At 61.1% G+C, this 23480-nt stretch carries 22 protein-coding genes; 5 read left to right on the top strand and 17 right to left on the bottom strand.

Annotated features, from left to right (window positions below; genetic code table 11):
* Positions 1 to 15: 15 nt before the first annotated feature.
* The 7 genes from KZO83_RS09120 to KZO83_RS09090 form a co-directional block, all read right to left on the bottom strand.
* On the bottom strand, positions 16 to 927 hold the full coding sequence (locus tag KZO83_RS09120; RefSeq protein WP_247620544.1) for a 2-dehydro-3-deoxygalactonokinase: 912 nt from the start codon (positions 925 to 927) through the stop codon (positions 16 to 18).
* On the bottom strand, positions 924 to 1610 hold the full coding sequence (locus tag KZO83_RS09115) for a 2-dehydro-3-deoxy-6-phosphogalactonate aldolase (protein WP_247620543.1): 687 nt from the start codon (positions 1608 to 1610) through the stop codon (positions 924 to 926). Before KZO83_RS09115 ends, KZO83_RS09120 begins: the two co-directional genes overlap by 4 nt.
* Before the next feature lie 10 nt (positions 1611 to 1620).
* Complete coding sequence (dgoD, locus tag KZO83_RS09110) at positions 1621 to 2769, bottom strand: galactonate dehydratase (RefSeq protein ID WP_247620542.1); 1149 nt, start codon at positions 2767 to 2769, stop codon at positions 1621 to 1623.
* A 36-nt stretch (positions 2770 to 2805) separates the two neighbouring features.
* Positions 2806 to 3588, bottom strand: coding sequence for a FadR/GntR family transcriptional regulator (locus KZO83_RS09105; protein ID WP_247620541.1), 783 nt, complete (start codon positions 3586 to 3588; stop codon positions 2806 to 2808).
* Positions 3589 to 3865: 277 nt separating this feature from the next.
* Complete coding sequence (gene glyA, locus KZO83_RS09100) at positions 3866 to 5128, bottom strand: serine hydroxymethyltransferase (RefSeq protein ID WP_247620540.1); 1263 nt, start codon at positions 5126 to 5128, stop codon at positions 3866 to 3868.
* A gap of 376 nt (positions 5129 to 5504) precedes the next feature.
* Positions 5505 to 8033 carry an ABC transporter permease gene (locus KZO83_RS09095; protein WP_247620539.1) on the bottom strand — a complete coding sequence of 843 codons (2529 nt, stop codon included), beginning with the start codon at positions 8031 to 8033 and terminating at the stop codon, positions 5505 to 5507.
* The gene (locus KZO83_RS09090; protein WP_040242543.1) at positions 8030 to 8749 is read right to left on the bottom strand and encodes an ABC transporter ATP-binding protein; all 720 of its coding nucleotides are present in this window, start codon (positions 8747 to 8749) and stop codon (positions 8030 to 8032) included. The genes KZO83_RS09095 and KZO83_RS09090 overlap by 4 nt, the downstream gene beginning before the upstream one ends.
* Positions 8750 to 8795: 46 nt before the next feature.
* Between KZO83_RS09090 and KZO83_RS09085 the strand changes: the two genes are divergently transcribed.
* Positions 8796 to 9404 carry an arylesterase gene (locus KZO83_RS09085; RefSeq protein ID WP_247620682.1) on the top strand — a complete coding sequence of 203 codons (609 nt, stop codon included), beginning with the start codon at positions 8796 to 8798 and terminating at the stop codon, positions 9402 to 9404.
* 116 nt (positions 9405 to 9520) lie between these two features.
* Positions 9521 to 10495: a zinc transporter ZntB gene (locus KZO83_RS09080; RefSeq protein ID WP_247620538.1), complete on the top strand. Its 975-nt coding sequence runs from the start codon at positions 9521 to 9523 to the stop codon at positions 10493 to 10495.
* Positions 10496 to 10499: 4 nt separating this feature from the next.
* Here the strand turns inward: KZO83_RS09080 and KZO83_RS09075 are convergent, their stop codons facing one another.
* Positions 10500 to 10772, bottom strand: a complete 273-nt coding sequence (locus KZO83_RS09075; protein WP_247620681.1) for an Rdx family protein — start codon at positions 10770 to 10772, stop codon at positions 10500 to 10502.
* 133 nt (positions 10773 to 10905) lie between these two features.
* Between KZO83_RS09075 and KZO83_RS09070 the strand changes: the two genes are divergently transcribed.
* From KZO83_RS09070 to ettA, 3 genes are all read left to right on the top strand, one after another.
* The gene (locus tag KZO83_RS09070; protein ID WP_247620537.1) at positions 10906 to 12222 is read left to right on the top strand and encodes an MFS transporter; all 1317 of its coding nucleotides are present in this window, start codon (positions 10906 to 10908) and stop codon (positions 12220 to 12222) included.
* A gap of 71 nt (positions 12223 to 12293) precedes the next feature.
* Positions 12294 to 12728 (top strand): PAS domain-containing protein, encoded by a 435-nt coding sequence (locus tag KZO83_RS09065; protein WP_097021859.1) that lies wholly within the window; start codon positions 12294 to 12296, stop codon positions 12726 to 12728.
* Between the two features lie 136 nt (positions 12729 to 12864).
* On the top strand, positions 12865 to 14526 hold the full coding sequence (ettA, locus tag KZO83_RS09060; protein WP_097021860.1) for an energy-dependent translational throttle protein EttA: 1662 nt from the start codon (positions 12865 to 12867) through the stop codon (positions 14524 to 14526).
* A 131-nt stretch (positions 14527 to 14657) separates the two neighbouring features.
* On the opposite strand, the gene KZO83_RS09055 is transcribed toward ettA, so the two are convergent.
* The 9 genes from KZO83_RS09055 to surE form a co-directional block, all read right to left on the bottom strand.
* Positions 14658 to 14816: a DUF1328 family protein gene (locus tag KZO83_RS09055; protein ID WP_075368045.1), complete on the bottom strand. Its 159-nt coding sequence runs from the start codon at positions 14814 to 14816 to the stop codon at positions 14658 to 14660.
* Positions 14817 to 14941: 125 nt separating this feature from the next.
* Positions 14942 to 15862, bottom strand: a complete 921-nt coding sequence (lpxL, locus tag KZO83_RS09050) for an LpxL/LpxP family Kdo(2)-lipid IV(A) lauroyl/palmitoleoyl acyltransferase (protein WP_247620536.1) — start codon at positions 15860 to 15862, stop codon at positions 14942 to 14944.
* Between the two features lie 43 nt (positions 15863 to 15905).
* Complete coding sequence (alr, locus tag KZO83_RS09045) at positions 15906 to 17000, bottom strand: alanine racemase (RefSeq protein ID WP_247620535.1); 1095 nt, start codon at positions 16998 to 17000, stop codon at positions 15906 to 15908.
* Between the two features lie 132 nt (positions 17001 to 17132).
* A complete protein-coding gene (locus tag KZO83_RS09040; RefSeq protein WP_097021863.1) occupies positions 17133 to 18605 on the bottom strand; it encodes a TolC family outer membrane protein in 1473 nt (490 codons plus the stop codon).
* Positions 18606 to 18885: 280 nt separating this feature from the next.
* Positions 18886 to 19863 carry an RNA polymerase sigma factor RpoS gene (gene rpoS / locus KZO83_RS09035; RefSeq protein ID WP_178999746.1) on the bottom strand — a complete coding sequence of 326 codons (978 nt, stop codon included), beginning with the start codon at positions 19861 to 19863 and terminating at the stop codon, positions 18886 to 18888.
* A 122-nt stretch (positions 19864 to 19985) separates the two neighbouring features.
* Positions 19986 to 21092, bottom strand: a complete 1107-nt coding sequence (locus tag KZO83_RS09030) for a peptidoglycan DD-metalloendopeptidase family protein (RefSeq protein WP_247620534.1) — start codon at positions 21090 to 21092, stop codon at positions 19986 to 19988.
* Entirely contained in the window at positions 21085 to 22026 is a 942-nt protein-coding gene (locus tag KZO83_RS09025; protein WP_178999744.1) for a DUF368 domain-containing protein, read from the bottom strand. Before KZO83_RS09025 ends, KZO83_RS09030 begins: the two co-directional genes overlap by 8 nt.
* A complete protein-coding gene (locus KZO83_RS09020) occupies positions 22023 to 22712 on the bottom strand; it encodes a protein-L-isoaspartate(D-aspartate) O-methyltransferase (RefSeq protein WP_075368052.1) in 690 nt (229 codons plus the stop codon). Before KZO83_RS09020 ends, KZO83_RS09025 begins: the two co-directional genes overlap by 4 nt.
* Complete coding sequence (gene surE, locus KZO83_RS09015; protein ID WP_247620533.1) at positions 22693 to 23445, bottom strand: 5'/3'-nucleotidase SurE; 753 nt, start codon at positions 23443 to 23445, stop codon at positions 22693 to 22695. Before surE ends, KZO83_RS09020 begins: the two co-directional genes overlap by 20 nt.
* Between the last annotated feature and the right edge of the window lie 35 nt (positions 23446 to 23480).

Genomic DNA, 23480 nt, shown 5'->3' with positions numbered 1-23480 from the left:
CTTGGGCAGAACGCGTTACTCGGCGTGATGATGTTCGGCAATCACCGCCAACCCGGCGAGCGTCGCCGCATCGCTATCCAGCGGCGTGACCTCGAGACCGGCCGTTTCGAGCGCCAGCGTATAAGGACGCCGTAACGCCTCGGCGCCGATCAACAGCAAGCGCTCGAGATCGGGACGCGCGGCGCGCATCGCACGGACTTCCTCACCGATCAACACCCCGGAGATGAAGCTGCCTACCTGCTCGGCATACAGACCGCGATAGAGGTGCCGGCTGCGCGCCTCGAATAGCGCATGCAGTACGCCGTCCTCGCTATGGGCACGCGCCAGTCCCTGGTGAAATGCACCTTCATCGAACGGCGCGTCATCGCGGGCGGGTTCGCCCGGCAGGGTGTGGAAACGTACCGCATGGTAAAGCTCGCCGGTCATCAGCGTAGTGAAGGCCGTCAGGCGACCATCGCGTAGTCGCGCCCACTTGCTGTGGGTGCCGGGCAGGCAGCAGTCGGCGTCGAAGACGCCCGCCAGCGCCAGGGCACCAAATGCCTGAACCTCTTCACCGCGCATGACGTCACAGTGCGTCTCATCGACGTGCTTCACGCCCGGCACGATCCAGGTGTTTTCCAACCCCGGCGCGGCCACGACATGGGCGGCGAGATCACGCCCCGAGACGGGCAAATCGAGCTGCGGTGCCTCACTCCAGCCGCGCTTGGAACCGACCATGCCCGCCAGATAGACGGGCACCCGACCGCCTTCTCGCCAATCGCCGACTTGAGCCTGGCAGTAATGCGGAAACTCAGCGGTTTCCAGCGCCTTGAGCCCTGCCTCGCTACGCCGCGACTCGAGGCAGGTACCGCTTTGCCGATCGACTAGAAACGCCCGGAAATTGCTGGTGCCCCAGTCGATGACGATCAGTCGCTGCTCGGCGCTCATTGATCGCCCTCGTGCTCGAACAATTCGGTCATGGTGTAGAGTTCCTCGAGCCGCCGCCATTCGGCGACGAGCTCGCGCGCGACCTCGCCCACCTCGACGGCGCTGCGCCCGGGACGGTAAAGGTTGCTCCCAAAACCGAAACCACGAATGCCCACGCCATGCCAATCCGACATGTTGCTCTTGTCGATGCCACCCACCGCGAATACCGGTAGCTCAGGCGGCAGGATCGCGCTGATATCCTTGTAGTAACCGGTTCCCAGGCGCCCAGCCGGGAACAACTTGAGCGCCGTAGCACCGGCACGCGCCGCGCTCAACGCCTCACTCGGCGTCATGCAGCCGACCAGCGGCGCCAGCCCCTGCTCGACACCGGCACGAATCACCTCGGGATCGCTGTTGGGAGTGACCATCAACGGGGCGTCAAGACGCGCCAGTTCGGCTGTATCAGTGGCCTCCAGCACCGTACCGGCGCCCACCAGCACATGCTCAGGGCAACGTGCCGCAACGCGTTCGATACTCTTCCACGGCAAGGGAGAGTTGAGCGGGATCTCGATCAGACGAAACCCCGCCTCGACCAACTCGTCGAAGACCTTATCGATTTCTTCGGGGCGGATACCACGTAGAATCGCCACCAGCGGCAATTCCCTGAGTGCCGCGTCGAGCGCGGCGCGTTGTGTCTCGTTCATAAAGCCTCCTTTACCACTCCGCTATCGACCCATCCTCGTGCGTCCACACCGGGTTGCGCCAGCGATGCCCCACCTTGGCGCGCTCCTCGACGAATTCCTCGTCGATCTCGACTCCCAGGCCGGGCCCTTCGGGAATCGCGCAGAAGCCATCGGTGATGGCCAGCGCGGATTTGTCGACCAGGTAATCCAGTACATCGTTATCACGATTGTAGTGGATGCCCATGCTCTGCTCCTGGATGAACGCATTGTGGTTCACCGCATCCACGTGCAGCGACGCGGCCAGCGTCAACGGCCCCAGCGGACAATGTGGCGCCAGCGCGACATCGTGACACGACGCCAGCGAGGCAATCTTCATACCCTCACTGATGCCGCCGCAGTGCGAGAGATCGGGCTGGATGATATCCACCATGCCGTCGACCAACAGGTCGCGAAACTGATAGCGGGTATGCAACCGCTCGCCGGTCGCAATGGGGTAGCCCAGGCCGCCGGCAATGTGCTTGAGGCTAGGCAGATGCTCGGGCAGCACCGGCTCCTCGACGAACATCGGGTGATAGGGCTCCAACTCGCGCATCAGAACCTTGGCCATGGGACGATGCACACGCCCATGAAAGTCGATGGCGATGCCCACGTCCGGGCCCACCACCTCGCGCGCCTCGGCGACCCGCGCCACGGCCTCGTCGATTTTGCGGTGCGAATCGACGATCTGCATTTCCGGCGTGCCGTTCATCTTGAACGCCGTGAAACCCTTGTCGACCAACGCCTTGGCGCCTGCCCCCACGTCGCTGGGCCGATCACCGCCGGTCCAGGCGTACATGCGCATCTTGTCGCGCACCTTGCCGCCCAGCAACTGATACACGGGCACACCGAGATCGCGACCCTTGAGGTCCCAAAGCGCCTGGTTGATCCCCGCGATGGCGCTCATCAGGATAGGACCGCCACGATAGAAGCCCGCACGGTACATCGTGTCCCAAAGGTATTCGATACGGTGCGGGTCCTGGCCGACCAAGTAGTCGGCGAGTTCATGCACCGCCGCCTCGACGGTGGCCGCGCGCCCTTCCACGACCGGCTCGCCCCAGCCATAGCAACCTTCATCGGTCTCGATCTTGAGAAACAGCCAACGCGGCGGTACTTGCCAGGTCTTGAGCTGGGTAATCTTCACGAGAGGTCTCCTTGTCGATGCAAAATGATGACTCGCTCAGCGCCCGTCAGAATTGGCGCCGCCAAGCGGGGATAATGAAGGCAGGTTCGTCGGGGATTCGGCGATACCCAGATCTTGCCCGGTGCGCTCGAGAACCGCCAAGGCACAGGCTTGTGCCCGCGCCGGCTGACGCAGGCGAATCGCCTCCATTACCTTGCGGTGGCGTTCCATGCTATCGGCAAGCTCATCGGCGCTTTGGTTGGAGCGCTGGACCAGCACCGTAATCGTGGGCCGCAGCACATGACTGAGCTGCGTCCACACCACATTGTGCGTCGCAGCGAAAATCGCCTCATGGAAGGCCACGTCATAATCATCGTGCGAGCGCCCTTCCCAGCAATGATCGGGCGCATCAAGGCTTCGCATCATGCCCTCGTAGGCCTGCTCGATTGCCAACAGATCGGTCGCCGTGGCAGCGGTGGCCGCCAGATACGCCACGAACGGCTCGACAGCCACACGGAACGCATAGATTTCACGTTGGAAGCGCGGATTGGGCTCGGCATAGCGCGCCATCCACTCGGTCACTCGCGGATCGAGCATATGCCACTGGGTCAGTTCACGCACTCGGGTGCCCTGGCCTGAGATCCGCACCAAAAGCCCCGCCGAAACCAGATTTTGCAAAACGCTACGCACCGTGCTTCGGCTGACGCCATACGTCTCGCAGAGATCCAGCTCGCGGGGAATCAAGTCACCGGGTGCATAACGGCCACTGAAAATCGCCTCGGCCAACGACTCGGCGATATCGGGTCGTGCCGTGGTACCGGAAAGTGAAGAGGGGCGCATAAACGGCTCCGCCTGCCTTGTTGGACAAATTTACCTCTATGTCCGACATAGGTTCCAGCATTTTCGGCCGTATTGCTCTTAGACCTTAGTGCTAACGGGAAATAGCGACATGCAACACCGAAAGGCAGAGTCTCGTATGGCGAGGAAACAGGCCCGCTTTCCTTAGCAAGAGAATACCACTTACCAATGGCGAGAAAAGAAAATCCCCCGCTTCGCAGCATCACGAAAAGCGAGGGATCTCATCAGGACGTGCCCTCCGTCAGGAGGCCATCACGGTTTAACGATACACCGGCAACCGCGCGCAGACGGCTTCGACCTTGGCCTTGACGTCGGCCTCCGCCTGCGCGGTATCGCCCTGCTGCATGGCGTCGAGAATATCGCAGATCCAGCCGGCGAGATCGGCGCACTCACTCTCACCGAAGCCACGCGTGGTCACGGCCGGCGTGCCGATGCGCAGCCCCGAGGTGACGAACGGGCTCTGCGGATCGCCCGGCACGGCGTTCTTGTTGACGGTGATATGCGCGCGGCCCAGCGCGGCATCGGCGTCCTTGCCGGTCAGGCCTTGCTTGACCAGCGAGAGCAGGAAGAGGTGGTCTTCGGTGCCGCCGGATACGACGTCATAGCCCCGCTCGATGAACACGCTGGCCATGGCCTTGGCGTTGATCACTACCTGCTGCTGGTAGGCCTTGAAGTCGGGCTCCATGGCTTCCTTGAAGCAGATTGCCTTGGCGGCGATGACATGCATCAACGGGCCGCCCTGCCCACCGGGGAAGACGGCGGATTGAAACTTCTTCTCGATCTCGGCGTCGTTTTCGGCGGAGAGAATCAAACCACCGCGCGGTCCGCGCAGGGTCTTGTGTGTGGTGGTGGTGACCACATGCGCATGAGGCAAGGGGCTGGGATAGACACCCGCCGCGACCAAACCCGCGATATGCGCCATGTCGACGAGCAGGTAGGCCCCCACCTCGTCGGCGATTTCACGGAACTTGGCCCAATCGATGATCTGCGAATAGGCCGAGAAACCGGCAATGATCATCTTCGGCTGGTGCTCGCGCGCCAGACTAGCGACCTGGTCGTAATCGATCAGGCCGTTGTCGTCGAGGCCGTACTGCACAGCGTTGTAATGTTTGCCGGAGAAGTTCGGCTTGGCACCGTGGGTCAGGTGGCCACCCGCGTCGAGGCTCATGCCCAGTACGGTATCGCCGGGCTTGACCAACGCCTGAAACACAGCACCGTTGGCCTGGGAGCCGGAATGCGGCTGAACGTTGGCGTAGGTCGCGTCGAATAGTTCCTTGGCGTAGTCGATGGCCATCTGCTCGACGACATCGACGTGCTCGCAGCCGCCGTAATAACGCTTGCCGGGGTAACCTTCCGCGTACTTGTTGGTCAGTTGCGTACCCTGCGCCTGCATGACGCGCGGGCTAGCATAGTTCTCGGAGGCGATCAGCTCGATGTGCGCTTCCTGACGGCCCACCTCCTGCTGCATGGCGTCCCACAGGGCATCATCGAAACCGGCAATCTGCATGTCACGGGTGAACATCGGCGAGAGTCCTCGAATCACGGAAGGTCTGCGCGGCGGGCGCCGCACGGGGTCAACGAAGCGCTATGATAGCGCAGCGCGCGATGCCTTTCATATGAAAGGCAGTCATCCGTCGCTGCATGATTTCTCATAGTCGCTTTAGGATCGCTCAAGCATGTACGCGATGACCAAAACCGCACGTGGCGATGAGTGAACTCATCTTCTGCACCTTGCCTTTGAACGCTACAGTGGCGCTGCTCGTCGGCAGTTCGTCGCCGAGTGGAAGGATTGCATGGGGCATGGATGCCCGCTTACCGACAATGCCCTGCAAGTTTGGTCCTCCCCGCCGAACGATCAAACGATCCTCGGCGGGGCTTCTTGCGTGCCTAGTACCACCTCAGGTTTCCCCCAATAGCCGCAGGCTTTCCATGGGCGCTTGACGACGTACCTGACGGGTCAACAGATGACCGATACCTCCGATGAGCAGCCCACCGCCCAAGGGCATCACGACCCATAGCGGCCAATGCAAGCGCGGCGGTAGATCGAACCACATCAGGTAGACACCCAGCGCCGCCGCTTCCGCCAGCAATGCGCCCAGCAGCCCGCTGGCGATGCCCAGCAGTGCGAATTCAGCACCTTGAATCTGAGCGATCATCCGATCGCCGGCACCGAACACACGCAGCAGAGCGCTTTCGTGCGCGCGCATCGGGCGGCTTGCGGTGAGCGCGGCATAGAGCACGCTGATCCCCGCCAACAACACGAATACCAGCACCAGTTCGATGGCACGCGTCACTTGCCCCAGCAACTCGCGGACTTGCTCGAGAATCGCGTCGACATTGAGCAGCGAGACGCCGGGATAGCGCGATACCAGCTTACCGATGACCGTCTGGCGCTCATCTTCCAGGTGAAACGCCGTGATATAGCTGTGGCTGAAGCGCTCAAGCGTCCCCGGAGGAAAGATCACGAAGAAGTTGGGCCGGAAGCTTTCCCAGTCGAGGCTGCGCAGGCTGGTGACGCGTCCCTCGACCGTTTCGCCGCCGATATCGAAGCGCAGCACCTCACCAAGCGTCACGTCTAGGCGCTCGGCCAGCTCCTGTTCCATGGAGATCGGCACCGGGCGGCCGTCTTCGGCAGGCGCGCCTGCATCGAACCACCCGCCGGCGACGATGCGGTTGCCCTCGGGCAATGTCTCACGCCAGGTTAGATTGAGCTCACGCCGCAGCACATTGGCGTCACGTTGCTCGGCCGGTACGGCGTCCTCGGCGGCATCGCCATCGATAGCGACCAGCCGCCCACGTACGATGGGATACAAAGCACTACGCGTATCGCTGGCCCCCTCGACGATCTGTCGAAAGCCTTCGCGTTCGGCCGGCTGAATATTGATAGCAAAGTAGTTGGGCGTATCCTCGGGCAATTGCGATTCCCAGGCCGTCACCAGATCGCCGCGCACGAGGGCAATGATCGCCATGGCGGCGAAGGTGACCGAGAAGGCCAGCAACTGCCCCAAGCTGGCATGTCGACGGCGGGCCAATTGTCGCGCGCCGAGACGCCAAGCGTGCCGCGCGCCATGGCGGCGCTCGCCAGCGACGCCTCGCACCAGTCGCAGTAGCCCCGAGAGTAGCCCGTGGCCCAATAGCCACAAGGCCGCCAGCGCCAGTTCGCCGCCGATCAAAAGCCCCAGCGAGAGCGTGAAATCACCCGAATACAACCACAGCAAAGCGCCAAAAACGCCACTGGCGATGACCACCACGGCCCAGCCGGCCATGGGCACAGGGTCGAGTTCTCGCCGTAGCACCTTGAGCGCGCTCACACGCTTGAGACGCAACAGGGTGGGACCGGCGAAGCCGATGAGCACCGCCAGCGCGGTCAGCACCCCCATCAATAGCGGCAATGGTCCCGGCGGCGGCAGTTCGAGCGGCAAGAAATTCGTCAGAATCATCAGCAAGCCAGCCTGTCCCAGCAGACCCAAGAGCGCCCCCACCACCGCAGCCGCCAATGCCAGCCAGGCGAGCTGCAGGGCAAACAATGTCACGAGTTGTCGCTGAGAGGCGCCGAAACAGCGCAACAACGCCGCAGTATCCAAATGGCGATCGACATAGCGACGCGTGGCCATGGCTACCGCGACCCCTGCCAACAATACTGCGGCCAGTCCCGATAGGCTCAGGTAGCGTTGGGCGCGATCCAGCGCACCGCCCAGCCGAGGACGATCCTCGCGCACATCGCGGACTTCGACACCGTTATCGCGCAGGCTCTCTAGGCGTGACTGTACACGCGCCACCGCTTCGGGCGGCCCCTGGGCCAGCAGTTCGTATTCGAGCCGCGAGCCGGGCTGCACCAGATCGGTCGCCGCCAGGTCATCGCGGTGCATCATCACGCGTGGATTGAAGGCCGAAAACCCCGCGCTCTGATCCGGCTCGCGCTCGATCAGACCACTTACAATGAGCGTGCTGTCGCCTATCGCGAGCGAGTCACCAATGTCGAGTTCCATCAGCCGCGCCAGGCGCGGCGCCACCCACACGCTGCCGGGCGCGGGGCCGTGAGCCAGCATTTCGAGGCCCTCGCCCCGATCGACGCGCACTTGCCCATACAACGGATAAGCGGCGTCAACGACCTTGAGACTGGCCGGCTGGAAGGCATCGTCGCGACTGACCATCGAAATCAGGTCGACCTGCTGCGAGAGCGTCAGCCCAGCATCGCGAAGCGCCTGACGAAGCTCCTCGGAGAAGGGATCGCTCTGCTCAAGCACCAGATCGCCGCCCATCAACTGCCCGGCCTGCCGGGTCAGCCCTCGGTCAAGACGATCCAGGAAGAAACCGATCATCGTCGAGGCCGCCACCGCCAGCGCCAGCGCCACGAACAGCGCCCGCACGTCGGCGGCACGAAGATCACGCCACAACCCCTTGAGCGATAGCGAGAGCGCCTTCACGAGACCACCTCGTCGTGGCTCATGGCCTGTAGGCGCCCTTCTTCAAGGCGCAGGCATCGCTCGCAGCGTCGCGCCAGAGCATGATCGTGCGTGACCAATATCAAGGTCGTGCCCATTTCCCGGTTGAGTTCGAACAGCAAGTCGATGATATACGCCCCCGTGGCTCGGTCGAGGTTGCCGGTGGGCTCGTCGGCGAAAACCAGCCTGGGATGGCTGACGAAGGCGCGGGCCACCGCCACGCGTTGCTGTTCACCGCCGGAGAGCTGCTTGGGGAGATGCGACAGGCGCTCGCCGAGCCCCACCCGAGACAGCCAGGTACGTGCCCGCTGATCGTCGTCGGGGCCCGGCGACAACTCCTGTGGCAGCAACACGTTTTCCAGTGCCGTCAGCGTGGGCAGCAATTGAAAGTTCTGAAACACGAAACCGACTCGACCGGCGCGCAATCGCGCCCGGCCATCCTCGTCCAGATCGTTCAGCGATTCACCGAATAACCGGATATCGCCTTCACTGGGCGTATCCAGCCCCGCCAGCAAGCCTAGCAGGGTCGACTTGCCCGATCCGGAACTACCCAAGATGGCCACGCTTTCGCCGCCATGGACGTCCAACGCCAAGTCGTCGAGAATTGTCAGTACACGCTCACCGCTGCGCACGCGCTGCGCGACGTGACTTGCGTGTAAAATGGGGGTTTTAGCTTCACTCAAGGAGTCGTCGGACATGCGTGAGAATTCCTCTTCCTGGATACGCGGAGGCATGCGCGTCCTGATGGTCGCCATGTTGTGTTTCGCCGCGGGGCATGCCGTGAATGTTCGCGCCGATACCCTGCTGGTGGTCGGCGATAGCCTGAGCGCGGCTCACGGCATCGAGCGTGACGCAGGCTGGGTCAACTTGCTTCGACAACGCCTGGGCCGTCAGCATCAGGTCATCAATGCCAGCATCAGTGGCGATACCACCTCGAGCGGCGCTGCACGCCTGCCGGAACTGCTCGAGCGTCACTCACCCGACATCGTGCTGCTCGAACTGGGCGGTAACGACGGCCTGCGTGGACTTTCACCACAGCAGATGAAGCTCAATTTGCGTGACATGATCGAAAAAAGCCAGGCAGCGGACGCGCGCGTACTACTACTGGGCATCGAAATACCGCCCAATTACGGCGCCTCTTACACCGATGCCTTTCGTGGCGTCTTCCGACAGCTCAGTGAAGAATACGCCATCCCCCTGGTGCCCTTCATTCTCGACGGTATCGCCCTACAAGATGCCATGATGCAGGACGACGGCATTCATCCCACCGCCGAAGCGCAGCCCACTATCCTCGACAATGTGTGGGAAGGCCTCGCGCCCATGCTGAAACAAGCCTCGACGACGAATGATTAGAGACGCACTGACGCTGGCGCAGGCGTCTTGCCTGCGCGGTTGATTTTACGCATATCAGCGATGACTATTTCACTCATGCTTAGCGTACAAGGCTAATCGTCGACAAGGAGATCTCGATGAGTGACATGGACACCGCGCTGGTGGCCGCCTACCGGCTGAACGGTCAAGGTGGTGGTGAATTATTGAGCGTGAGCGAGTTGCAGGCCGCCTGGGCCAGCGATGAGGCCCCCGTATGGATGCATCTCGACTTTCGCCATGACGATGTCGCGACCTATCTCAACGACTTGGCCGAGCTCGACGAGACAGTGGTCGAGGCATTGCTCGAGGAAGACACGCGTCCGCGCGTCGCCAAGTTCGGACGCGGCATCGTCACCACGCTGCGTGGCGTCAACCACAACCCTGGCGCCGCCATGGACGACATGATTTCGCTGCGCGTGTGGATGACGCCCAAGCGCATGATTACGCTGCGCCGCCGTCCGCTGAAGGCAGCCAGCGATGTCCGTGAACGCCTGGATGCCGGCGACGGCGCACTATCGGTGCCCGATCTGCTCGCCTGGCTGGTCGAGGCGCTGGTGGATCAGGTCGGTGACTATTCCCACCAACTCGATAACGCCCTCGGCGAGCTCGAAGAATTGCAACTTGCCAAGGGCGATGTCGACGCCGATGACCTTACCCGGCTGCGCCGCCCCTTCATCACTCTGCGGCGTTTCATGGGACCGCAACGCGACTGTCTTTCGCAGCTTGCCCAAAGTCCTCAGTGGATAGATGAGACGACCCAAGTGGCATTACGCGAGAACGCCAACCAGCTCTCACGCTACGTCGAGGATTTCAGTGCCATGCAGGAACGTGCGTTGATCCTTCAGGAGCAAATCTGGAGCGAGCACAACGAGCAGCTCAACCAGCGCATGTACATGCTGGCCATCATCACCACCGTTTTCCTGCCCTTGAGCTTCTTGACCGGACTACTGGGCATCAACGTAGGCGGCATCCCCGGGGCCGACAGCCCTTATGGTTTCGCCGTCTTCATCACACTCACCGTGGTGATGGGGTTAGGCGTGATGTGGCTACTCAAGCGCAAGCATTGGTGGTAGTGCTTTATCGATCGGTATGCCCCAAGTCTCGCTCGGGGTCGAGCCGGTCGCGCACCTGCTGCTTGAGCCATTTTATATCGGGGAAGCCGCCATCGCGCTTGCGCTCCCAGATCACGTCGTCGTCATCGTAGATGATCTCGAAATGGCCACCGTGACTTGGCGCCAACGCAGCGTGCTCGAGATCTTCACCGAAGGTTTGCAACAATTCCTGAGCATACCAGCCGGCTCGTAACAACCAGTGACATTGCGTGCAATAATGGATGCGAATGCGGGACATGGCGAACGCGCCTTCGTCGGTGGATAAGGCGGCCATGATGCGGTGACCGCGCCCCTCGGACAAGTCACACAATCGCGACCAGCCAGCCGGCAAGGACTGAACGTAGTAAGAGCACAACGTAAGGACAAAACGCATGAGTGATCGCGCCTCTTCCCTGACGCGGCTCTACGAGCGCTTGACCGGCGACGAAGATAGTCGGCTATGCAAGGATATTCCTGACGCCGCCTGCCATGAGCAGCCCGGAAACTTTCTGCGCCATTTACTGGCCTCGCTGGGCAACAAGCTCGCCGATGAGCTCTCCAGCGCCCGCCTGGTATTGCCGTGGTTGCTGGGCGCCCTCGGCGCGCCGGTGTGGATGGTAGGCTTTCTGGTTCCGGTCCGCGAGGCGGGTGCCCTGCTGCCGCAAGTGTTCGTTGCCGGTTACATTCGCCTCAAGGCAATTCGCAAGGGCGTATGGGTCACCGGCGGCATCGTACAAGCGCTCGCGGCGCTGATCATGGCCATCATGGCACTTTTCGGCCAGGGCGCCTGGGGCGGCGCTATCGTTCTCGCGGCCTTGGTGGTGCTATCGCTCGGCCGTGGGCTCTCGTCGATTGCCACCAAGGACGTGCTGGGCAAGACGATTTCCAAGCAACGCCGCGGCACGCTCATGGGATGGAGCGGTAGCGCCGCAGGCGCCATCGCGCTAGCCGTGGGCGCTGTACTAATGCTGTTCGGCGATCGTCCAGGGCAGATTGCGCTGTCGATCCTCTTGCTCATCGCCACGCTCGGCTGGGCGCTTAATGCTCTCTTGGCATCACGCATCAAGGAAGAGCCCGGCGCCACCGAAGGCGGCATGAACGTGTGGAGCAGCCTCGGCGAAGGCCTGCGTCTGCTGCGTACCGACCGACACTTCCTGCATTTCAACATGACGCGGGCACTGCTGCTTTCCAGCGCGTTGGCGCTGCCCTATATCGCCCTGCTGGGACAACAACAAAGCGGCTCCAACCTCGGTGGTCTGGGTATCATGATCCTGGTCTCGGGCCTGGCGGGTATGCTGGCCAGCCCTATATGGGGCAAACTTGCAGACCGCTCCAGCCGCAAGGTAATGCGCGACAGCGCCGTGATTGCCGCGTTGTGCTGCGCGACCACGGCATTGATCGCCTGGCTGCCTGGCGCCTGGAGCGACAGCGTGTGGCCGTACGCGTTGGTGTACGCACTGCTCGTCATCGCTCATGCCGGCGTACGCCTGGGGCGTAAGGCTTACGTGATCGACATGGCCGGAAGCGACAAGCGTGCTTTGTATGTCGCGCTCTCCAATACGTTCACCGGGATTCTCATGTTGCTGGTGGGCGGGCTGCTGGGCGCCATCGCGCACTTCACCGGCAGCGCTGGACTATTGCTGGTCCTGGCGCTGTGTGCCCTAGGTGCGGCAGCCTCCAGCCAGCGCCTACCGGAGGTCGAGATGTAATACGTCGCGTTGAAATCCACCCCCGGCATGGCCATGATGAATGCATGACAGTCCCAAGGAACGCAGAGACGATGAAACGACCTCCCATGATCAGCCCGGCGCTACTTGAGCGTATTGTCAACGCGTCAGACGACGGCATCGTGGTGGCCGAACAGGAAGGCGACGAAACCATCCTGATCTATGCCAACCAAGGCTTCGAACGACTCACCGGCTACGCTGCCGACGAGATCCTCTATCGCGACTGTCGCTTTCTCCAGAACGGCGACCGCGATCAGCCCCAGTTGGATAACATTCGTCGAGCGATCCGCGAGGGACGGCCCTGCCAGGAGGTCTTGCGCAACTATCGCAAGAACGGCTCGATGTTCTGGAACGAACTTTCGATCACGCCTGTCTATGACGACGAAGACCAGTTGACCTACTTCGTCGGCGTGCAGAAGGATGTTACCGAGCGTGTCGAAGCGATGCAGGAGCTCGAGCGTCTGCGTGCCGAGCGCGGGCAGGCCTGATAAACAGCATGCTGAGCGAAATTTTCAAGCAATGGGACGCGCGGCGAGTAGACGCGATTTCATCACGCTAGCCTTTACGCCACGCCCCCTCTATCATCGTTACTTGTGATCCATTTCCCAACCAAACCGGAATTCCATGGCGCAATACGTCTATACCATGAATCGGGTGGGCAAGATCGTCCCGCCCAAGCATGAAATCCTCAAGGATATTTCGCTTTCCTTCTTTCCTGGCGCGAAGATCGGCGTGCTCGGCCTCAACGGTGCGGGTAAGTCCACGCTGTTACGGATCATGGCCGGTGTGGACAAGGAATATAACGGCGAAGCACGTCCCATGCCGGGCATCAATATCGGCTATCTGCCGCAAGAGCCCGAGCTCGACGACGACAAGAACGTCCGCGAGACGGTCGAAGAGGCCCTGAGCGAGATCAAGGACGCCCAAGAGCAGCTCGAGGCGGTATATGTCGCCTATGCCGAGCCGGATGCCGATTTCGACGCCCTGGCTGCCGAGCAGGCACGTCTTGAGGATCTGATCGAGGCCGCCGACGCTCACAACATCGAACGCAAGCTGGAGGTCGCCGCCGAGGCTCTACGTCTACCGCCCTGGGAAGCCAAGGTCGGTAACCTCTCCGGGGGCGAGCGCCGCCGCGTGGCATTGTGTCGTCTATTGCTCTCGAGTCCCGACATGCTACTGCTCGATGAGCCGACCAACCACCTCGACGCCGAATCGGTGGCTTGGCTGGAACGCTATCTGCACGACTATAGCGGAACCGTAGTGGCGATTACCCACGATCGCTACTTCCTCGACAACGTGGCCGGCTGGATTCTCGAGCTGGACCGCGGCCAGGGCATTCCCTTCGAGGGCAACTACTCGCAGTGGCTTGAATCGAAGGAAAAACGCCTCGAGCAGGAAGCCAAGCAGGAGGCTTCCAAGAACAAGGCGATCAAGCAAGAGCTCGAGTGGGTACGCAGCAACGCCAAGGGGCGTCAGGCCAAGAGCAAGGCGCGCTTGAACCGCTTCGAGGAAATGCAATCGGGCGATTTCCAGAAGCGCAACGAAACCAACGAGATCTACATTCCGCCCGGGCCGCGCCTAGGTGACAAGGTCATCGAGTTCCACGATGTGGCCAAGCGCTTCGACGACAAGCTGCTGTTCGAGAACCTCTCATTCCAGCTACCCAAGGGTGCCATCGTAGGCATCGTCGGCGGCAACGGCGCCGGCAAGTCTACGCTGTTCAAGCTAATCGCCGGCATGGAACAGCCCGATAGCGGCGAGGTCGTTATCGGTGAGACCGTGGATATCGCCTACGTGGAACAGTTGCGCGACCATCTCGACGACAAGCAGACCGTCTGGGAAGCGGTATCCGACGGTCAGGACATGATCAGCATCAATGGCTACGAGATGTCCTCACGTGCCTACGTGGGACGTTTCAACTTCAAGGGCAACGATCAGCAAAAACGCCTATCGGAGCTTTCGGGGGGCGAGCGCGGTCGCTTGCAACTGGCACAGACCCTCAAGCAAGGCGCCAATGTCCTGCTGCTCGACGAACCGTCCAACGATCTCGACATCGAGACGCTGCGTGCCTTGGAAGAAGCCCTGCTCGCCTTCCCTGGCTGTGCGCTGGTCATCTCGCACGACCGCTGGTTCCTCGACCGTATCGCGACCCATATCCTCGCCTACGAGGGTGAGTCCCGTGTGGAGTTTTTCGAGGGCAATTATAGCGAGTACGAGGAAGACTACCGCCAGCGCGTGGGCAGCGACACGCCCAAGCGCATGAAGTACAAGCGCATCGATGCCTGACCGGCCTCGCTAGGGCTGGAAGTTGTAAGCTTGAAGAAACCCCACAACCGCAAGGTTAGTGGGGTTTTCTTATGGAAAGTTTACAGTTGCCGGCGAATGGCCTCTTCGATGAGGCCTTGATGCGTGTGGCGTCAGCGACCTCGGCCACGAATGAGCGTTACCACGAACAGCACCAAGAAGACGAAGAACAAGACCTTGGCGATGGTCGCGGCGGCCCCGGCAATACCGCCAAAGCCGAGAACACCTGCAACGACGGCGATGATTAGAAAAATGATCGCATAATTGAGCATAAGTAATTTCCTTCCGTTGGATGTTGTCTACCTTCGCTCTCATTGTCCATGAGAGACGCCTCAAGAGTTGTCCGTAATCCGCTCAACGTCAAGATCATTATGGCGAGAACCGTTCGCCATTACCTTCACTTCGAATACAGCGAGGCCTCACCGCGTGGCCGCGTCTTGAAGCGCCGATGCAGCCATAGGTACTGCTCGGGGTGGCGACGAATGGCGTCTTCAATGAGGCCGTTGATGCGTGTGGCATCGGCAACATCGTCCCCGCTCGGAAAATTTTCCAGCGCAGGCAGGTATTCCAACGTGTACGTCTCATCACCGGGGTTGCGATGAAAAATCAAAGGCATCACCGGCGCCCCCGTCATACGGGCAATCTTCGCCGTCAATTTGAGTGTCGCAGCCTCGACCCCGAAAAAGGGTGCGAAGACGCTGGCATCACGGCCGAAATCCTGATCCGGCGAATACCACACGGCGTGCCCTTCCTTGATACGACGCACCACACCGCGCAGGTCATGGCGATCGATGGCACGTCCGAAAATACGCCGTCGTGCACGCGTCATGAAGCGCTCGAATAGCGGATTGTCATGCGCCCGGTAGACGACGTCCGCAGGAAAGAACAGCGAATGCAGCGCACCGCCGAGGTCGAGGGTCGAGAAATGCACCCCAATGATTAACGCCCCTTTGCCCTGCGCCAAGGCTTGAGTCATGTGCTCTTCGCCCTTGAAAGTCACGCGATGGCGCAAATGCTCGGGATCACGGCACCAGCCAGTAGCAGTCTCGAGAATACCCTTGCCGTTGGCGATGAAGGTCTCACGTACCAGCCGAGACCGCTCCTCCTCGCTCAACTCTGGAAAGCATAACCCCAGATTGGTCTCGGTAATGCGCCGGCGACTGCGCGCGAAGCGCCAGGCACACAGGCCGATGAGGCGCCCTACCGCCATTTTGAGGCGCCAGGGCAACCAGGCACCGAGACGCATCAGTCCGATGGCCAGCCAGGTGGGCCAATAGCGGGGATGGGCGAAATTATCAGGCAATACGTGCTTGGCCATATCTCTCTCGAGGCATCGAAACGCCGCTCATTGTAGCGGATTTTTACACTGTGTCGGCCACCCGATAGCGACGTGGCACGCGGGGCAAGACCCCGGTCATCAGCGTATAGCTGATGGTATCGCAGTGACGCGCCACTTCATCAATGGACAGCCCTTCACCCCACAGCACGACCTGGCTGCCGATGTGCGCCTCGGGCACCTCAGTGAGATCGACCGTCAGCATGTCCATGGACACCTTGCCGGCCAATGGCACACGCCGTCCCTCGACGAGCACCGGTGTGCCATCCCCAGCGTGGCGATCGTAACCATCGCCGTAGCCACACGCGACCACGCCAATGCGTGAGGGACGTGGTGCCCGCCAACGCCCACCGTAGCCGACCGCTTCCCCCGTCTCCAATTCACGCACCGCGATGACCTCAGATCGCAATGTCATCACTGGCTTGAGGGCGCGACTCGCATCGTTGGCACCTTCCAGCGGATCACTGCCATAGAGCATGACGCCCGGACGTGTCCATTCACCGTGTGTCTGCGGCCAGGCCAACGTGGCCGGCGAATTGGCGAGGCAGACCGGCGCCTCGAGCCGCTCGCGCAGCGCCTCGACACACGCCATCTGACGACGAAAATAACCAGGATCGAGCGCATCGGCAGTGGCGAAGTGCGTCATCAGATGCAGGTCGGTGGCCTGATCCGGCGCCGCCTTCAGACGCTGCCAACGCGACACGAAGGCCTCCGGCGCGAACCCCAGGCGATGCATGCCGGAATCCAGCTTTAGCCAGGTCGGAATCGGCGTCCGAGGCTGAAATGCCAGCAAGGCGTCGAGCTGCCAGTCGCTGTGCACGGCGATCCAGAGCCGGTGTGCGTCGATGAGCGGCAACTCCTCGGCGTCGAAGAATCCCTCCAGCAACATGATTGGCTGCTCGATCCCCGCATCGCGCAGCGCCAGGGCTTCCTCGATACTCGCGACGGCAAACGCGGGGGCAACATCGGCCAGGGCATTGGCGCACTCTACCGCCCCATGACCGTAGGCACCCGCTTTGAGGACCGCGATGGCACGGCTGTGCGGTGCTTGATCGCAGGCAAGACGATAATTGTGGCGCAAAGCGCCCAGGTCGATGTCGGCGATCAGCGGCCGAGACATGGCAAACGTTCCTTCTGACAAGGCAATAACGGGCGCCTTATTCTACCTCGCTCACGGAAGTGGTGCGCGGCACGACGTAAAACGCCGCACCCAAAAGGTGCGGCGCGACGAATGGCGTTTATCGAACTTGCGTCAAGGCGCAGAGGACTGCTCCATCGTGGGCCGCTCGCCGATATCTTCCATCTGGCTCATGCCACCATCCTCGGGCAGACGCAGCGTCACTGTCTCGGTCTCCCGCAGCCACTGATTGAGATCGCGAATCACGTCTTGATCGAGCACCCCAGCCTGTTGGCGCAGCTCCACCATATCGGTCACGTAGGTATAACGTGCATCGGCATAATCGGACACCGCTTGATACAAGGCCTGCTCGGCGTCGAGCACATCGACGATATTGCGGGTCCCCACCTCGTAGCCGGAACGCGTCGCTTCCAGTGCGCTACGGTTGGAGACGATCGCCTGCCGCTGGGCCTCGACGCTTTCGACATCGTTCATGACCTGCGTGAACAGCGAGCGTACCTGCTGGGTGGTGTCGCGACGCTGGGCCTCGAAATCGTACTGCGTGGCCTCTAACGAGTAGGTCTGCTGACGCACCTGAGCGCTGGTCGTCCCGCCACTGTAGATAGGCAGTGAGGCCTGGAGCCCGACTTGTGTGTCCGTGTTATGGCCGTCCAGATAATCCTGGTCGCTATCCGAATAATTATAGTTGGCGAAGGCCGAGAGCGTCGGCTTATGGCCGGCTTCCGCCTGCTCGACTTCCGCCTGAGACACATCCACCGCGGCCTGTGCCGCCTGTACGTTGGGATTATTGGCGATTGCCATCTGAATCCAGTTATCGCGCCCCGCCGGCTCGGGAGACTCGATGGGAATATCGTCCGACAAGGCGTCGATGCTGTCGTAACGCTTACCGGTCAGACGTTCCAGCGCCTCGAAACTGACCTGCAGGTCGTTTTCGGCGGAAATACGCTGGGAGCGGGCTAGATCGTAAGACGCCTGCGCCTCGTTGACATCGGTGGTTGCCACTAGCCCGACATCGAATTGCTCCTGCGCCTGGTCGAGCTGGCGCTTGATCGCTTTCTCCTGGGAAATACTCGCTTCGAGCACGTCATTGGCGCGCAAGATCTCGAAATACGCCGAGGCGACATCATAGAGCAACTGTTGACGGTCGGCTTGAAGCAAAAGCGCTTGCTGACCAGTCTCGCGTTTGGCGATTTCAAGCTCAGCCCAGCTCGTGGCGTCGTACAACGCCTGGGTCAATTCAATACCGGCGCTGGTGGAGTTATAACTACTTTCGGAACCCGTCCCAGTGCCTCCCGTTCCGGCACCTCCCAAAGCACTCGATGAACTCTGGCTTTCCAGCGTGTTGTTGTGCGCGACCTGCGCGGTCGCATCGATTTGCGGCAACAAGCTGCCACGCGCCACATCACGCCCGGCCTCGACACTCTGGAAAGTCGACCGCGAGGCCCCCAGAGTGGAATTGTTCTGCAGGGCGTCCTGCGTAATGGTCCACAAATCGGCGGCGTGCGCCTGAGAGGTAACAGCGGCGGCGATCAACACCGGCAATAAACGCAGCCGAAATTTCGGCGATGACGGCTCTCGAGAGGACATCGGCTTGGGTTCCTTTCTTTTGAAGCACGTTCTTTTGACGAACGTGCTTTTGACTGACTTGCTTTTCACTGATTTTCTCGGGGCGAGCTGATTACGGGCTCGACGACCGGCAGTGTCACCGCCAACAGGGGTATCGGGGTTACATACAATGCCGCATGTATTGCCTCAAATCAATGTATCAGGCAAATAAGCAAGTACCAAGGATAGCGTGGAAAGCGCGTCATTGCCGTGACAGAACGGTGGCATGACAAGCCATACGGCTCATCATGCCTGGTGCGCGTCATTCGAAAATCGAGTCCAGCGACAATCCTTGCTTCTCCAGTACCCGGCGCAATTTTTTCAACGCCTCGACCTGAATTTGACGCACCCGCTCACGCGTCAGACCGATTTCCGCCCCGACGTCCTCGAGCGTTGCGGCTTCATGTCCGCGCAAACCGAAACGACGCACGACGACTTCCATCTGTTTGTCGGTCAACTCCGCCAGCCAGTCATCGACGTGCTGCTTGACGTCGTTGCCGACCAGCAACGATTCGGGACCGGCTTCGTTTTCATCGGCTAGCGTGTCGATCAAGGGCTTATCGCTCTCGCCGCCCATCGGATAGTCGACCGAAGAGACGCGCTCGTTGAGCCCGAGCATTTTCTTGACGGTGCCCACCGGCTTGTCCAGGAAATCAGCAATTTCCTCGGCGGTGGCTTCGTGATCGAGTCGCTGTGTCAGCTCGCGCGCGGCCCGCAAGTATATGTTGAGTTCCTTGACCACATGAATGGGCAAGCGAATCGTGCGTGTCTGATTCATCAACGCCCGCTCGATGGTCTGGCGAATCCACCAAGTCGCATAGGTCGAGAAGCGAAAGCCTCGTTCGGGGTCGAACTTTTCCACGGCACGAATCAGGCCCAGGTTGCCTTCCTCGATTAGATCGAGCAGTGACAACCCACGGTTGAGATAGCGTCTAGCGATCTTGACCACTAGCCGCAGATTGGACTCGATCATGCGCTGGCGCCCGGCGGGATCGCCCTTCTGGGCCAGGCGCCCATAGTGCACTTCTTCTTCGGGGGTCAAAAGCGGCGAAAAGCCGATCTCATTGAGGTAAATCTGTGTTGCGTCGAGGCTTTGATGGTAACTTTTTTCGTCACGATTCAACGCTTTCTCGAACGCATCGTCATCCTTGTCGCTAGCGACCTCTCCGGCATCGACTTCCACTTCGTTATCAACGTCGTCGAGATCCACACCCTGAATATCCCGCTCCAGCATGCTCATATCCGATACCCCACTTTACTACTGCCGATTTGATGACCTCGGCCGGGGCGTGCGAGCCACCGGCCATGGCGGACTACCCGTTTATTGTTGTGCGCATATTCAGGGTCTGAGTCCTACCGTGCTCAACGCGACGGCAGGTACTCCATTGGGTCTTGAGGCTGGCCGTCCTGGCGCACCTCGAAATGCAGCTTGACGCGATCGGCATCGGTATCGCCCATGGTGGCAATGACTTCCCCTGCTTTGACGACATCGTTTTCCTCCACACGCAACGTATCGTTATGCGCGTAAGCACTCAGGAAATGGTCGTTATGCTTGAGAATGATGAGGTTGCCATATCCGCGGACGCCACCGCCGGCATACACCACGATGCCCGGACCCGCTGCCTTGACAGGTTGCCCCTTTTCACCGGCGATATCAATGCCGGCCGTCACGGTGGAATTGTCGTCGAAACCGTTGACGACATTGCCCTCAGTGGGCCACTGCCAAGCCACATTGTCGACCGGCTGGTACTCGCGTTGCGAGCGATCGGCCGTCGCGTCGCTTTCACCGGCGACGCTCGTGCCGGCCTCGGAGGTAGGCTCGGACGGCGCTTTGCCCGTCGCTTGATCATCCGTGCTCGCACTATCGGATGGTGTCTCTTGCGACGCATCGCCTGCAGTTGACGCATTCGAGGTATCGCTCTCGGCTTCGTCATCGCGCGCAGGCGCGTCTGACGCGTCGTCTGCGTCGTAGACCGGTCCCGGCGCACCGCTTTCGCGGGCATCGGAAGCGGCGCCTACGGCCTGCGCGTCGATGGACGCGGTATCCAGGTCACGGCCTTGGGAAGACGCGCTATCCGCCGGTACCAGCCAGTCATCGTCCTGAGCGCTACCGGCCGACTCGGCACCATCGCCCAACGGGGTCGCGACCGCACCACTTGTCTCGTCGGACGCGTTACTTGACGCCGCCCGGGCCTCGCCTTCGGGAGTCAGGCGTAGCGTTTGCCCCGGGTCGAGGCGATAGGGTGGCGTAATATCATTGAGTTGTGCCAAGTCACGGAAATCGAGATTGTTCTGCCAGGCAATGCCATACAAGGTATCGCCCGACTTGACGGTATACGAACTCGGCGGCTCGCTGTTACGGCTGATCGAGAGATCCTGCACCTGGGGCGCACCGCTGGAGCTTGCGCACCCCGCCAGGCCCAGTGCCACGAGTCCCAGCGCGGGCAGTAGTCGACGAGCGTCAGACATGGGGTCGGTCCTCTTTAAACGGGGATGGACTGCGTTCGCCGATGACCATGACCAACACCAGGCCAGCGATCATCAAGACGACCGCCGTCAGCAATTGGGCCGGCTCACCGGTGATCACGCTATAGTCCGAAGGCATGAGATAGCGATAGTCGAGCGGCACGATCTTATCGCCACTTGCGAGGCGGTAGCTAACCAGCTCGCGCCACGGCCAGAGTTGCGGTAACGAGCCGAGAATGAAGCCGACCAGGGTCAAAAGCGTTCCCAGTCGGTAATGATGGAACAGCCACGACAGGACTCGCGAGAACACCATCAAGCCGATGACACAGCCGGTACCGAAGGTCGCGATCAAGGCCAGGTCGGCACTTTTGATGCCCTCCATGACCGTCCCGTAAAGCCCCATCACCAATAGCAGGAAGCTCCCCGAGACGCCCGGCAGAAGCATCGCACTGATGGCGATGGCGCCTCCCACCAATAATATCCACTGACTGCCTCCCGTAGGGGCGGGCAAAAGGCTGGGCAGCCACAGGGCCACGCAGACGCCCAGAATCAAGGGAAAGCCATGCCGCCACTGCCAATGGCCGACCTGTCTACCCACCACGACGGCCGAGGCTAGCACCAATCCAAAGAAGAATGCATTGAGCAATAACTGATGATGATCCAGCAGCCAGGTCACCAGATGTGCGACACTCACCAGGCTCGCCACGATCCCTAGCAGCAAAGGCAGCAAAAATGCCAGATTGAGATGCTTTACGAGCCCCGCCAGACCACCGCGACGCCACGCCCCAAAGGCACGAGGGCCGAATTGCTTGATCGAGTGGATCAACTCCTCGTAGATGCCCGTGATGAAGGCAATGGTGCCGCCGGAAACTCCGGGTACTGCGTCCGCGGCGCCCATCCCGGCGCCTTTGAAAAAAAGCGTCAGGTAACGCTTCATTTTATGACCCCTTCCAAGAGCGGTACGAATCTGACCCGCTCGAGCCGTGTACGTTCGAAGGTGGAGCCGCACCGCTGTACTCGCGTCAGCCATTGATGACCTACTTCATCCTCCAGCGGCGCGATCAGTTCTCCGCCGTCAGCCAGTTGGTCCAATAGTTCTTTAGGCAGCACACTGGCACAGGCGGTGAAGAGAATGACATCGAAGGGGGCAGCCTGCGGCCATCCATGGCCGCCGTCTTCATGGCGCAGGCGCACATTACCGGCCCCCAGCATGGCCAGGCGAGAGGCGGCGCTGCGATGCAACGCACCAATGCGCTCGATGCTCCATACCGACTCTACCAGGCGCGCCAGAATCAGGGTCTGATAGCCTGAGCCAGTCCCGACTTCCAACACGCGACGCGGCTGCGCGGCCAGCACCAACTCGGTCATCCGCGCCACGATCCACGGCTGAGAAAGCGTCTGGCCATGGCCCAACGGTAAGGCAGTATCTTCATAGGACCGATGCGCCAGCGCCTCGTCGAGAAAGACATGACGCGGTTCGCGCGCCATGACGTCGAGCACCCGTCGATCTTGAATGCCACCGGCCTGCAAGCGCCGTATCAAGCGGTTGCGAGTACGCTGCGAGGTCATGCCGATGCCACCGAGTCGGTGTGTATCGTGTGTGTCAGGAATTCGACAATGCATCCAGCCAGTTCCGTACGTCGTCCAACGCGGCATGGCGCGTGAGATCGGTCTGTAGGGGCGTGATCGATACGTACCCCGCGTCGATAGCCGCGAAATCGGTATCCGCCCCATCATCGGCGTTATCGCCGACGGCGGCAATCCAATAACGCTCGCGGCCACGCGGATCTTTCACCTTCATCGGTCGGGCCGCAGGACCGCGATACCCCATCCGCGTTACGCGTACGCCCTGAATATCTTCCCAAGGCACGTCCGGCACGTTGACGTTGAGCAGACTCCGTGGGGGCAATGACAGCGACTCCGCCGCCCCCACCAAGGTCGCCGCGACGCGGCCGGCCGTCTCGAAATAGCGCTCGCCGCAAAGCGATACGGCAATCGCCGCCATGCCCAGGTTGCGTCCTTCCATGGCGGCGGCCACGGTGCCCGAATACAGCACGTCGTCGCCCAGATTGCCACCATGGTTGATGCCTGAAATCACTAGATCAGGCTTCTCGTCCCAGACCCCGTTGACGCCCAGGTACACGCAATCGGCAGGCGTACCGTCGACTGAATAAAAGCCGTTGTCGAGGGCCGTCAACGCCAGGGGACGCGTCAGCGTCAGCGAGTTGCTGGCGCCGCTCTTGTCACGATCCGGTGCCACCACACGCAGACGCCCATGTGCCGAGAGCGCGTCATGCAACGCACGAAGCCCCGGTGCATGGACGCCATCATCGTTGGATAACAGTAACTTGCGCATATCTATCCTCTTGCTTTTCTGGTAGCCGATATCCC

Source organism: Chromohalobacter moromii (genome assembly GCF_023091865.1).
GTDB lineage: Bacteria > Pseudomonadota > Gammaproteobacteria > Pseudomonadales > Halomonadaceae > Chromohalobacter > Chromohalobacter moromii.
The sequence above is the reverse complement of the archived record's forward strand: the minus strand, read 5'-3'. Positions and strand labels throughout refer to the sequence as shown.